This window comes from Streptomyces lonarensis, assembly GCF_012033735.1.
Lineage (GTDB): Bacteria > Actinomycetota > Actinomycetes > Streptomycetales > Streptomycetaceae > Streptomyces > Streptomyces lonarensis.
Map to the genome: position 1 here is coordinate 1 of NZ_JAAVJD010000047.1, position 13,260 is coordinate 13,260.

7 protein-coding genes are annotated in these 13,260 nt (G+C 72.9%); 3 read left to right on the forward strand and 4 right to left on the reverse strand.

The genetic code is table 11. The features are described from left to right. Both HCN56_RS08945 and HCN56_RS08950 read left to right on the forward strand, forming a co-directional pair. Positions 1 to 1,420, forward strand: a 1,420-nt coding sequence (locus tag HCN56_RS08945; protein ID WP_167968977.1) for an alpha/beta fold hydrolase, incomplete at its 5' end; no start/stop codon positions are given. Positions 1,421 to 1,635: 215 nt separating this feature from the next. After that, a complete protein-coding gene (locus HCN56_RS08950) occupies positions 1,636 to 2,847 on the forward strand; it encodes an amidohydrolase (RefSeq protein ID WP_167968978.1) in 1,212 nt (403 codons plus the stop codon). Positions 2,848 to 2,877: 30 nt separating this feature from the next. On the opposite strand, the gene glgB is transcribed toward HCN56_RS08950, so the two are convergent. The 4 genes from glgB to HCN56_RS08970 form a co-directional block, all read right to left on the reverse strand. Continuing rightward, complete coding sequence (gene glgB / locus HCN56_RS08955; protein ID WP_167968979.1) at positions 2,878 to 5,256, reverse strand: 1,4-alpha-glucan branching enzyme; 2,379 nt, start codon at positions 5,254 to 5,256, stop codon at positions 2,878 to 2,880. 154 nt (positions 5,257 to 5,410) lie between these two features. Beyond that, positions 5,411 to 6,826 (reverse strand): maltokinase N-terminal cap-like domain-containing protein, encoded by a 1,416-nt coding sequence (locus HCN56_RS08960; RefSeq protein WP_167968980.1) that lies wholly within the window; start codon positions 6,824 to 6,826, stop codon positions 5,411 to 5,413. A 404-nt stretch (positions 6,827 to 7,230) separates the two neighbouring features. Then, on the reverse strand, positions 7,231 to 8,931 hold the full coding sequence (gene treS, locus HCN56_RS08965; protein WP_167968981.1) for a maltose alpha-D-glucosyltransferase: 1,701 nt from the start codon (positions 8,929 to 8,931) through the stop codon (positions 7,231 to 7,233). Beyond that, positions 8,928 to 10,958: an alpha-1,4-glucan--maltose-1-phosphate maltosyltransferase gene (locus HCN56_RS08970; protein WP_209312527.1), complete on the reverse strand. Its 2,031-nt coding sequence runs from the start codon at positions 10,956 to 10,958 to the stop codon at positions 8,928 to 8,930. The genes treS and HCN56_RS08970 overlap by 4 nt, the downstream gene beginning before the upstream one ends. Positions 10,959 to 11,525: 567 nt before the next feature. On the opposite strand from HCN56_RS08970, the gene HCN56_RS08975 reads away from it, so the two are divergent. Beyond that, positions 11,526 to 13,196, forward strand: a complete 1,671-nt coding sequence (locus tag HCN56_RS08975) for an ABC transporter substrate-binding protein (protein ID WP_167968983.1) — start codon at positions 11,526 to 11,528, stop codon at positions 13,194 to 13,196. The last annotated feature ends 64 nt before the right edge of the window (positions 13,197 to 13,260 follow it).

The following is a 13,260-nucleotide window of genomic DNA, read 5'->3' on the forward strand; positions in this document are numbered from 1 at the left end:
GGCGCCCCCGCCGGAGCCGCTCTGGGGCGACTGCGCCCGCGGCCCGCAGGACACCCGCGGCGCCCGGCTCGACGCCGCCGGCCTGCGCTGCGCCGAGGTCACCGTCCCCGTCGACCACGCCGACCCGGACGGTCCCACGCTGACCCTCGCCGTCTCCCGGCTCGCCGCGACCGCGGACGACGGCGGCGACGGGCCCCTGCTCGTCAACGGCGGCGGCCCCGGCGGCCGCGGCCTGCACCTGCCGCTCGACGCCGCGGCGGCGCTCGGGGAGACCGCCGCCCGCTACGACCTCATCGGCATGGACCCGCGCGGCATCGGCCGCTCCGCCCCCGTGGACTGCGGATGGCCGACCGGATCGTCCGTGCGGTCCGCCGGCGCGGGACTGATCGACTTCCTCGCCGCCTCGGCCGTCCAACGCGACCTCGCCGCGGCCTGCCGCGACACCGCCGGCCCGCTGCTGCCCCACCTCACCACCCGGCAGACCGCCCACGACCTGGACCGCGTCCGCGCCGCACTCGGAGCCGAACGGCTGCACTACCTGGGCTACTCGTACGGGAGCTACCTCGGCCAGGTCTACGGCCAGCTCCATCCCGGACGGCTCGGCCGCACCGTCCTGGACGGCGTCATGGACCCCGAGCGCTACGGCGCCCACCCCCTGGCCGACACCACCGCCGCCAACGAGGCGGCGCTGCGGGAGTGGGCCGCCTGGACCGCAGACCGCCACGGGACCTACCGACTCGGCCGCGACGCGGACGCCGTGCTGGGCGAGGTCGACCGCCTCGTCCGCGCCGCAACCGCCCGTCCGCTGCGCCTCGGCGACCACCACGTCGACCACCACACCCTGCCCGTGCTGTACCTGAGCGCCCTCGGCACCGACACCGACGCCGCCCGGGACGGCCTCGCCCGCGACACACTCGCGCTGGCGCGGGCCGCCGCAGGCAGGGCGGTCACGCCCCCCGCCGGCCTCGACCGGCGGCTCCGGCTGCTCCTCACCGAGGAGCGCTCCGCCTTCGGCAGCGCCCAGGCGGCGGTGCTCTGCGGCGACGCCGCGGACCGCCGGACCACCCTCACGCGCTACCTCGAACTCCGGGCCGAGAGCGCGCGCCACCCCTTCGCCGGTCCGGTCGCCGGCAACACCACACCCTGCGCCCACTGGCCGGAGCCGCGCGAACCGCTGACCGTCGTCGACGACCCCACCCCCGTGCTGCTGGTGGCGGCCACGGGCGACCCCCGGACCTCCTACGACCACGCCCTCGCCGTGCGGGAGCGGCGCCCCGGGGCCCGACTGGTCACCCTGGCCGACTCCACCCAGCACGGGGTCTACGGCGTGCTGGGCAACCGCTGCGTCGACGAGGCGGTCAACGCCTACCTGGCGACCGGGGACCTCCCGGCCGCCGACCTCCGCTGCACCCGCGAATGACGGGCGACGCCCCGCCGGGCGGGTGCGCTCGCGGGCACCGCGAGCGGTGAGGGCGCCGGCCCCGGAGCACCCGGTGGCGACGTCGGCCGCGGCCGTCACGCCGTCGTTTGCTGATCACACCCGCCGGCGTGCCGCCGCCGGCCGGCCCATCCCGCCGGGGAGCGGCGGCGGCCGGGGCCTGCCCAGGGCGGGGCCCCGCGCGCTAGGTTCCTCCCATGAACGTTGCCATCACATCCGGATACGTGGTGCCCGTCGACGGCGACCCCATCGAGGGTGGGACCGTCCTGATCACCGACGGCAGGATCGCCGCCGTCGGGCCCGACGCCGAGGTGGAGATCCCCGACGGCACCCGGCGGGTCGACGCCACCGGCCGCTGGGTGCTGCCCGGCTTCGTCGAGGCCCACGGCCACCTCGGCGTCTCGGAGGAGGCGGAGGGCTGGGAGGGCCAGGACACCAACGAGATGACCGACCCCAACGGCGCCCGCATGCGGGCGCTCGACGCCATCAACCCGGCCGACATCGGTTTCCACGACGCCCTGTCCGGCGGCGTCACCAGCTCGGTGGTCAAGCCCGGCTCCGGCAACGTGATCGGCGGTCAGACCGTCGCGATCAAGTGCTGGGGCCGCACCGTCGACGACATGCTGCTGCGGCAGCCGGTCAGCGTGAAGAGCGCGCTGGGCGAGAACCCCAAGCGGGTCTACGGCGACAAGAAGCAGCTGCCCTCCACCCGCCAGGGCGTCGCCGCCGTCATCCGCGACGCGCTCACCAAGGCGCAGGACTACCGGGCGCGCCGCGACCACGCCGCCGCCGAGGGCAAGCCCTTCGAGCGGGACAACACCTCCGAGGTGCTGGTGCGCGTCCTGGACGGCGAGCTGCCGTGGTGCCAGCACACCCACCGCGCCGACGACATCGCCACCGCGCTGCGGCTGGCCGACGAGTTCGGCTACCGGGTCGTCATCAACCACGCCACCGAGGCGCACCTGATGGCGGACGACATCGCCCGGCGCGGCGTCCCGGTCATCAGCGGCCCGCTGTTCACCACCCGCCGCAAGGTGGAGCTGCGCCACCGCACGCTGGCCAACCCCGGCATCCTGGACCGCGCCGGGGTGAAGGTCGCCATCACCACCGACCACCCCGTCATCCCCATCAACTTCCTCGTCCACCAGGCGACGCTCTGCGTGAAGGAGGGTATGGACCGCGACGCCGCGATCCGCTCCATCACCCTCAACCCGGCGGAGATCATGGGGCTCGACGACCGGGTGGGCGCGCTGCGCCCCGGGCTCGACGGCGACGTCGTCGTCTGGTCCGGCGACCCGCTGGACGTGATGAGCCGGGCGCTGCACACCTTCGTCGACGGCCGCGAGGTCTACACCTGGGACGAGGCGACCCGCAGCGGCGAGGTCGCGGACCCGTACTACCGGGACTGAGTCCGCCCCGCCCCCGGTCCGCGGGGGCCGTCAGGCCGGCACCAGCCAGAGGGTCGCCAGCGGCGGGAGCGTCACCCGGATCGAGGAGTCCCGCCCGTGCCAGGCGACGGCCTCCGTCCGGAGCGGCTCGGGGTTGCCGACGCCGCTGCCGCCGTAACGGGTCCCGTCCGTGTTGAGCGCCTCCCGCCACATCCCGGAGACGGCCGGCACCCCGATGCGGTAGTCCCGCCGCACCACGGGGGAGAAGTTGCAGACCGCCAGCAGCGGCGGCCCGTCGTCGCCGAACCTGGCGAACGCCAGCACGTTGTCGTCCGCCGCGTCGCCGACCAGCCAGGCGAAGCCCGCCGGGTCGGTGTCGCGCTGCCAGAGCGCCGGAGCGGCGCGGTACCCGTGGTTGAGGTCCGCCACCAGGTCGCGCACGCCGCGGTGGTCGCCCGCGGCGCTGTACCCGGGGTCCAGCACCCACCACTGCGGCCCCTCGTCGGCGGACCACTCGGCGCCCTGCGCGAACTCCTGGCCCATGAAGAGCAGTTGCTTGCCCGGGTGCGCCCACATCCAGCCGAGGTAGGCGCGGTGCGAGGCGCGCTGCTGCCACCAGTCGCCCGGCATCTTGGAGACCAGCGCGCCCTTGCCGTGGACCACCTCGTCGTGGGAGATCGGCAGCACGTAGTTCTCCGAGTAGGCGTACACCATGGAGAACGTCATCTCGTTGTGGTGGTACCTGCGGTGCACCGGCTCCTTGGACATGTAGACCAGCGAGTCGTGCATCCACCCCATGTTCCACTTGAAGCCGAAGCCGAGACCGCCGTGCTCCGTGGAGCGGGTGACGCCGTCCCAGGCCGTCGACTCCTCGGCGATGGTCACCACGCCGGGGCACCGGCGGTAGACGGTCGCGTTCATCTCCTGGAGGAACGCCACCGCGTCCGGGTTGTCGCGCCCGCCGAACTCGTTGGGCGACCACGCGCCGTCCTCGCGCGAGTAGTCCAGGTAGAGCATGGAGGCCACCGCGTCCACGCGCAGGCCGTCCACGTGGAACTCCTGGCACCAGTAGACCGCGTTGGCGACCAGGAAGTTGCGCACCTCGCGCCGGCCGTAGTCGAACTCCAGCGTCCCCCAGTCCGGGTGCTCGGCGCGCAGCGGGTCGGCGTGCTCGTACAGCGGCGTGCCGTCGAACCGCGCCAGCGCCCACTCGTCCTTGGGGAAGTGCGCCGGGACCCAGTCGATGATCACGCCGATCCCCGCGCGGTGCAGCGCGTCCACGAGGTGCCGGAAGTCGTCCGGGGAGCCCAGCCGCGCGGTCGGCGCGTAGTAGCCGGTCACCTGGTAGCCCCAGGACCCGCCGAAGGGATGCTCCGCCGGCGGCATCAGCTCGACGTGGGTGAACCCCAGCTCGGCGACGTACGCCGGGAGCTGCTCCGCCAACTCGCGGTAGCCGAGCCCGGGCCGCCAGGAGGCCGGGTGCAGCTCGTAGACGGACATCGGCGCCGCGTGGGCGGGTCGGCGGCCGCGGGAGGCCATCCACTGGGCGTCGCCCCAGACGTAGGTGTCGTCCTCCGCCACCACCGAGGCGGTGGCCGGCGGGCACTCGGTGCGGCGGGCCATCGGGTCGGCCCGCACGGTGTGCGAACCGTCGGCGGTGCGGATGTCGAACTTGTAGAGCGCGCCGGGGCCGAGCCCGGGGACGAACAGCTCCCAGACGCCGCTGGAGCCCAGCGAGCGCATCGGGTGGCCGGTGCCGTTCCAGAAGCAGAAGTCGCCGGTGAGCCGCACCCCCTGCGCGCCGGGCGCCCACACGGCGAACCGGGTGCCCCGCACCCCGCGGTGGGTCATGGTGCGGGCGCCGAGCGCCTTCCACAGCTCCTCGTGCCGGCCCTCCGCGATCAGGTGGAGGTCCAGCTCGCCCAGGGACGGCAGGAAGGAGTACGCGTCGTGGACGAGATGCGCGGCGGCGCTCCCCTCGTACCGCACCGCCAGCCGGTACTCGCCCAGCTCCGGAACGGGCAGTACCGCGGCGAACAGCCCGTCGCCCTCGGAGGCGAGTTCGGCCCGCAGCCCGTCGGCGACCACCGTCACCGTCCGCGCCCCCGGCCGGAGGGCGCGGACGAGCACCCCGCCGGGGGCGGGGTGGGCGCCGAGCACGTTGTGCGGGTCGTGGTGCGCCCCGTGCAGCAGGCGGTCGCGCTCGTGGGCGGCCAGCGGTGGTGCCGGCTGCGGGGCGCCGCTGCCCGTCGGGGTGGGGTCCGCCGGTCGGGGTGCGGCCGCCGTCTCCGGGCGGGGCGCCGGCGGCCGGACACCGGCGGCGGGTTCCGGGCGGGCGCCCGTGACGGGGGCGTCGGGCCCGGGGCGCCGTGGCGCGGCCGGGTCGGCAGGGGGGACGAGGGGACCGGCGGCCTGCGGGCGGGAGTGCACGCGGTGCCTCCTTGCGTGGAGTGCGGAAAGCGGGGCGGGAGATGGCGGACAGGAAGGCGTGGGGGCGGCCGGTCACCGCTGCGGGCAGGGGCGGCCGGCGCGCGAAAGGCAGCGGCGGGGCCCGGCCGGCGACGCCGACCGGGCCCGGGGCGGGTCAGCCGGCCAGCCGGCGGACGGCGGCCATCGGGATGTGCAGCCATGCGGGCCGGTGGCGTGCCTCGTACAGCACCTCGTAGACCGCCTTGTCGGTCTCGAAGGCGCGCAGCAGTTCGGGCCGCTGGGTGTGGTCGTCGCCGCTGACCTCGGCGTAGCCCCGGCAGTACGCCTCGCGTGCCGCGGTCGCCCAGGCCGAGACCCAGGGGCCCGGCGCCCGGTGCTGGCCCGCGGCGTAGTCGAAGGAGCGCAGTATGCCCGCGATGTCCCGCACCGGCGGCTGGGGGCGGCGCCGCTCCGGCAGCGGCCTGGCGGGCTCGCCCTCGAAGTCGATGAGGGTCCACGAACCGTCGCGGTGGAGCGCCTGACCGAGGTGGAGGTCGCCGTGGAGCCGCTGCGCGTCCAGGTGGCCGCCCCCGCGGGCGAACGCGGCCAGTGAGTCGAAGGAGCGGCGCAGCCCTGTGCAGTAGGGACGCAGCGCCGGCACCGCGGCGGCGGCGGCGGTCAGCCGCTCCGTCATGGCGAGCGCGGACCGCTCCAGCCGTTCGCCCCGGAGGGTGGTGGTCGGCAGGTTGCGGGCCAGTGCCAGGTGCACCTCGGCGGTGGCCGCGCCCAGGCCGTGGGCGGCGGCCGCGAAGTCGGTCCGCAGCGACAGCGACTTCAGGGCGAGCGCCCAGCCGTCGGTCGATCCGGCGAGGAAGGGCTGCAGCACGCCGAGGGTGATCGGCTCCGCCCCCTCCGCCTCGGCCTCGAACCACGCCGAGGGGGCGGGCACCCGGTCGCAGCCGGCGGCGGCCAGCGCCCGGGGCAGCTCCAGGTCCGGGTTGACACCGGGGCTGACGCGGCGGAAGAGCTTCAGGATGTGGGCCTCGCCGTAGACCACCGAGGAGTTGGTCTGGTCGCCGCCCAGCGCCCGGGCCGGCAGCCCGGAGGGGATGGCGGCGCTGTGCGCCCGCTGGAAGGTGAGGCCGCCGAGCGTTCCGGGGGCGCGCAACCGTTCCAGCAGGAGCGCCGCCAACCGCGGGTCGTGCAGCGCCTCGTAGACGGCGCGCCCGCGCAGTGGGCCGTCGGCGGGGCGGCCCACGAGCGCGGGGGCCAGCGCCGGCGGCAGGACGGAGCGCACGCCGAGGAGCAGTTGGTAGCAGCTGCCGTCCTGCTCGGGCGTGCCCTGGGGGACGGTGCGGACCAGCAGGTGGAGCAGTCCCGGTGTGGGGCCGCCGTCGGCGCAGGGGAGCAGTTCGGTGGCCGAGACCAGGGTGAGGCCGCTCAGTGCGCGGCCCTTGTCGGCGTACCAGCGCTGGCGGGGCAGCCACCGGGCGAGCAGCCCGGTGAGGGAGCGGAAGACGGCGGCGCCCGTGGGCGCGGCCTGAGCCGCCGGACGCGGCGGGGCCGTCCGGGGCGCGGAGCTTTCCGACATGGCGTCCTTTCCCCGGGTTACACAGAACATATATGACGAAGTGTCCCGGATTGCGGCGTTGACGGCCGGTAGGTGGGAGGGACGTGTCGTGCGGGGACCGACCGTGCGAGAGAGGCCCTGACGCGTCGTCGGGCCGGGGGCGGTGCGGTGCAGGGAAGGGTGCCCGCCCCGCGGGGCGGTAACCGCCCGGTGCCGCGGGACGACCGGTTCCGGACCGAAAGCGACCGAACCGGACAGGGCGGCGTCCGGACGGCCGAACCGTTTCTGCGGGCCCGTGGCGTCGCCCGGACGGCCGCGGACCCTTCGGGTACCGCCGGTGGAGCGGTACCCGGCGGTGGGGAGCGGCCGGCGGCGGGCGGGCCACGCGGTGACGCGGCCCGCCCGGCCGGCGGAGGGGCGGGTGCTCAGTCGGCCTGGCGTCGCAGCCGGAACCAGTAGAAGCCGTGCCCTGCCAGCGTCAGCAGGTAGGGCAGCTCCCCGATGGCCGGGAACCCGACGCCACCGGTGAGTTCCACCGGCCGACGTCCCTCCCAGGCGCGCAGGTCCAGCTCGGTGGGCTGGGAGAAGCGCGAGAAGTTGTTCACGCACATCACGATGTCGTCCTCGTACTCCCGCATGAAGGCGAGCACCGCGGGGTTGGAGGACTCCAGCTCGGTGTAGCTGCCCAGTCCGAACGCCGGGTTCTGCTTGCGGATCGAGACCATGCGCTTGGTCCAGTGCAGCAGCGACGCGGGGGAGCTCATCGAGGCCTCCACGTTGGTGACCTGGTAGCCGTAGACCGGGTCCATGATCGTGGGCAGGGTCAGCCGCCCGGGATCACTGGAGGAGAAGCCGGCGTTGCGGTCGGGGGTCCACTGCATCGGGGTGCGGACCGCGTCGCGGTCACCCAGCCAGATGTTGTCGCCCATCCCGATCTCGTCCCCGTAGTAGAGGATCGGCGAGCCGGGGAGCGACAGCAGCAGCGCGGTGAACAGCTCGATCTGGTTGCGGTCGTTGTCCAGCAGCGGCGCCAGCCGCCGCCGGATGCCGATGTTGGCGCGCATCCGCGGGTCCTTGGCGTACTCCGCGTACATGTAGTCGCGCTCCTCGTCGGTGACCATCTCCAGGGTCAGCTCGTCGTGGTTGCGCAGGAAGATCCCCCACTGGCACCCGGAGGGGATCTGCGGCGTCTTGGCCAGGATCTCCGAGACCGGGTAGCGGGACTCCCGGCGGACCGCCATGAAGATGCGCGGCATGACCGGGAAGTGGAACGCCATGTGGCACTCGTCGCCGCCCTTGGAGTAGTCGCCGAAGTAGTCGACGACGTCCTCGGGCCACTGGTTGGCCTCGGCGAGCAGCACGGTGTCCGGGTAGTGCGCGTCGATCTCGGCGCGGACCCGCTTGAGCATCCCGTGCGAGGCGGGCAGGTTCTCGCAGTTGGTGCCCTCCTCGGCGTAGAGGTACGGCACGGCGTCCAGCCGGAAGCCGTCGATGCCGAGGTCCAGCCAGAAGCGCAGGGCGGAGAGGATCTCCTCCTGCACCATCTCGTTCTCGTAGTTGAGGTCCGGCTGGTGTGAGAAGAACCGGTGGAAGTAGTACTGCCGCCTGACCGGGTCGAACGTCCAGTTCGAGGTCTCGGTGTCGACGAAGATGATCCGCGCGTCGGCGTACTTCTTGTCGTCGTCCGCCCAGACGTAGTAGTCCCCGTAGGGGCCCTCCGGGTCCTTGCGCGACTCCTGGAACCACCGGTGCTGGTCGCTGGTGTGGTTCATGACGAAGTCGATGATGACCCGGATGCCGCGCTGGTGGGCGCTGTCCACGAACTCGACGAAGTCGGCGAGGTCGCCGAACTCGGGGAGCACCGCGGTGTAGTCCGAGACGTCGTAGCCGCCGTCCTTGAGCGGCGACTCGAAGAAGGGCGGTAGCCAGATGCAGTCGATTCCGAGCCACTGCAGGTAGTCGAGTTTGGCGGTGAGGCCCTTGAGGTCCCCGACCCCGTCCCCGTTGCTGTCCTTGAAGGACCGCACGAGGACCTCGTAGAAGACCGCGCGTTTGAACCAGTCGGGATCGCGGTCGCGGGCGGGCGTGTCCTCGAAGGTGTCGAGGACCGGCTCGTTGACGCTCATGGTTGGGTGACCCTCCGGTCTGAAGAGGACGGTCGCAGGGTCAGCACGTGGGCCGACGGGGCGAGCGCGTCCGCCCGCTCCGGACCGAGCCGCACGTAGTTGTCCCTGCCCCAGTCATAGGTCGTCCCGGTGAGCTCGTCCGTCACCGGGAAGGACTCGGAACCGCTCCGCTGCGCGGAGGGGAGACCGAGTACCGATGTGTCCAACGACACCGTCGCCTCGTGGGTGTGGTGCGGGTCGAGGTTGACCACGACGAGGACGGTGTCCTCGCCGTCGGGTCCGACCGCGCGCCGGGAGTACGCCACGACGTGCTCGTTGTCGGTGTGGTGGAAGTGGAGTCCCCGCAGCCGTCGCAGCGCCAGGTGGGAGCGGCGCAGCGCGTTGAGCCGGGTGATGAGCGGGGTGATGGTGGTGCCCGCGGCCTCGGCGCCCGCCCAGTCGCGGGGGCGCAGTTCGTACTTCTCGGAGTCGAGGTACTCCTCGCTGCCCTCGTGGGCCGGGCGGCCCTCGCAGAGCTCGTAGCCCGCGTAGACACCCCAGGTGGGGGAGAGGGTCGCGGCCAGGACCGCGCGCGTCTCGAACGCCGCCCGGCCGCCGTGCTGGAGGTAGGCGTGCAGGATGTCGGGGGTGTTGACGAAGAGGTTGGGCCGCATGAATGGGGCCGACTCGCCGCTGAGTTCGGTCAGGTACTCCGTCAGCTCCGCCTTGGTGTTGCGCCAGGTGAAGTAGGTGTAGGACTGCTGGAACCCGACCTTCGCCAGCGTCCGCATCATGGCGGGGCGGGTGAACGCCTCGGCCAGGAAGATCACGTCGGGGTCGGTGCGGTTGATCTCCCCGATCACCTTCTCCCAGAACACCACGGGCTTGGTGTGCGGGTTGTCGACGCGGAAGATCCGGACCCCGCGCGCCATCCAGAACCGCAGCACCCGCTGCGTCTCGGTGACGAGCCCGCGGAAGTCCTCGTCGAAGGCGATCGGATAGATGTCCTGGTACTTCTTCGGCGGGTTCTCGGCGAAGGCGATGGAGCCGTCGCCGCGTTTGCGGAACCACTCGGGGTGTTCCTTGACCCACGGATGGTCGGGGCTGCACTGCAGCGCGAAGTCCATGGCGACCTCGATGCCGTGCTCGCCCGCGGTCCGGACGAAGCGGCTGAAGTCGGCGAGCGTGCCCAGGTCGGGGTGGATCGCGTCGTGGCCGCCCTCGGGGCCGCCGATCGCCCACGGGCAGCCGACGTCGTCGGGGCCGGCGGTGAGTGAGTTGCCGGGGCCCTTGCGGTGGGCGCGGCCGATGGGGTGGACGGGCGGCAGGTACACCACGTCGAACCCCATGGCGGCGATGGCCGGCAGGCGCCGCGCGGCGGTCTGGAGGGTGCCGGAGACGGGGGTGCCGTCCTCGGTGAACCAGGCGCCCTCGGAGCGGGGGAACATCTCGTACCAGGAGCCGACCAGCGCCCGCTCCCGCTCGACGACGAGCGGCAGCGGCCGGGAGGAGCTGACGAGTTCGCGCAGCGGGTACCGCTCCAGCACGGCGAGGATCTCCGGCGCCGTGGCGGCGGCGAGCCGTGCGGTGGGCGGCAGTTCCCGGTCGCGCAGGGCGCGGGCCGCGGCCTGCAGCACCGGCCGGCCGGCGGCCTTGGGCACCTTGGCCGCGGCCCGCTCCAGCAGGGCGGCGCCCTCGGCGAGCATCAGTTCGGGTTCGTCGCCGGCGGGGACCTTGACCGAGGCGTGGCGGCGCCAGGTGGTGATCGGGTCCGACCACGCCTCCACCGCGTAGGTCCAGCGGCCCTCCGTGCCGGGGGTGACGTCGGCGCCCCAGCGGTCGGTGCCCGGCGCGAGTTCGCGCATCGGGGTCCACACGCTGCCGCGCCCGCCGGGGTCGCGCAACACCACGTTGGCGCCCAGGGCCTCGTGGCCTTCTCGGAAGACGGTGGCGGTGACCTGGAAGGTCTCTCCCGGGACCGCCTTCGCCGGACGCCGGCCGCAGTCGACCAGCGGGGAGACGTCGAGGACAGGGATGCGACCGATCATCTGGGGATCACCTGGGTAGGTAGGAAGTGCGAATAAATCTCCGGCTTTGCGGTGTCTTGTCCTTTCTATCGGTTCTGACGGCCGCTGGCGGGCAGTAGGCATGGCGGCTCCGGTGCGCGTTCACTCGGGTGGGTGTGGAACGGAGTGCGGTCAGGGCATGGTCCGGTCGTCACGCGGGCACCCCCCGTCCCGCTGCCGGGACGCGCCCGATGGAGGGTCGCGACCCTCTCCCGCAGCCCGGGAGGGGCCCGACTCGCCGTACGGAACGGGGAGTTCGGTGCCGACGCCGGCCGGGCCGCGGAACTGGTGCGGCAGGGCCGACGCGAGAAGAGGTGCCAAGAAGAGCCTGCCCCGCGGAGGGGGGCGGACAATCCGTCGCCGTGTTGCGTACTCGTGGCCATTGCGTGTCGCCGTTGTGGCGGGCGCACTCGGCTCCGCAGCCCCTCACGCACCACTGAGTCTCAGGTCGATATCGCCAGGTTGCCCGCCGTTCCAAACTATGTGGATGCGCAGTAATGTGCGGGCCACACAAACGCCTGACAGCACCGAACCCCACTGAGGTGGACGATGCACATAGCACGATCGAAGGTGGCGGTGATCGCGGCAGCGGTCTCGCTCGGCCTCGTCGCGACCGCTTGCAGCAGCGACCGCGACTCCAACGGCTCCGACGGGGGCGGCTCCACCGAGCGGTTCATCTTCGGCGCGGCCGGCGACCCCGGTTCGCTGGACCCGTCGCTGGAGAGCGACGGCGAGACGTTCCGCGTCTCGCGCCAGGTGCTGGAGACGCTGCTCGACCACGAGTCCGGAGGCACCGAACTCACCGGTGGCCTCGCCGAGACCTGGGACAGCAACGACGAGGGCACCGAGTGGACGTTCAACCTCCGCGACGGGGTCACCTTCCACGACGGTGAGGAGCTCACGGCCCAGGTCGTCTGCGACAACTTCGACCGCTGGTACAACTGGACCGGTACCTACCAGTCGACCGCGCTCTCCTACTACTGGCAGGCCGAGTTCGGTGGCTTCGCCGAGAACGAGAGCGAGGACACCCCGCCGCCCAACTACGTCGGGTGCGAGGCCACCGAGGACCTCACCGCGGTGATCAACCTGGAGGAGCCGTCCTCGGTCTTCCCCGGCGCGTTCTCCCTCGCGGCGTTCTCCATCCACTCGCCGAAGTCCCTGGAGCGCTACGCCGAGGACGAGGCGTCCGGCGAGGGCGACAACATCAGCCGCCCCGACTACAGCCAGGACCCCGAGGCGATCGCCGGCACCGGCCCGTTCCAGCTGAGCAACTGGAACAAGGGCAACGGCGAGGTCACCATCACCCGGTACGACGACTACTGGGGTGAGACCGCCGGCTTCGAGGAGATCGTCTTCCGCACCATCTCCGACGAGGGCGCGCGGCGCCAGGCGCTGGAGGCCGGGGAGATCCACGGCTACGACCTGGTCGCCCCCTCCGACGTCGAGGCGCTGGAGGCCGCCGGCTTCGAGGTCCCGGTCCGCGGTGTCTTCAACATCTTCTACCTGGCGTTCACCCAGGAGCGGAACGAGGCACTGGAGGACCTCGACGTCCGCCGTGCCGTCGCCCACGCGCTGGACCGCCAGGGCCTGGTCGACACCCAGCTGCCCGAGGGCGGTGTCGTCGCGACCCAGTTCGTGCCGGACACCATCGCCGGCTACAGCGACGACGTGACGCTCTACGACTACGACCAGGACGCCGCCCGGGAGCTGCTCGACGAGGCCGGCCACGCCGACCTGACCGTCGACTTCTGCTACCCGACCGAGGTCACCCGCCCCTACATGCCGGCGCCCGCCGACATGTTCGAGCTGATGAAGGCCGACCTGGAGGCCGTCGGCGTCACGGTCAACCCCCGCCCCATGAAGTGGACCCCGGACTACCTGGACACCACCCGTGACGGCGGCTGCGACCTGTACCTCCTGGGCTGGACCGGCGACTTCAACGACGCCTACAACTTCCTGGGCACCTGGTTCGACGGCTACAGCAAGGAGTGGGGCTTCCGGAACGACGAGATCTTCGACGCGCTCGCCGCGTCGTCGGTCGAGCCGGACGTCGAGACCCGCGAGGCCATGTACGAGGAGATCAACGAGCTGGTGATGGACTTCCTGCCGGGCGTCCCGATCTCCTCCTCGCCGCCCTCCATCGTCTTCGCCGAGAACGTCAACCCCCCGACGGTCTCCCCGCTCACGCAGGAGAAGTTCTCCGAGGGTTCGTTCAAGTAGTCACCACGTATGGCCCGCGTCCGCCCGGCCACGGCACCCCGTGGCCGGGCGGACCCCTGACTGA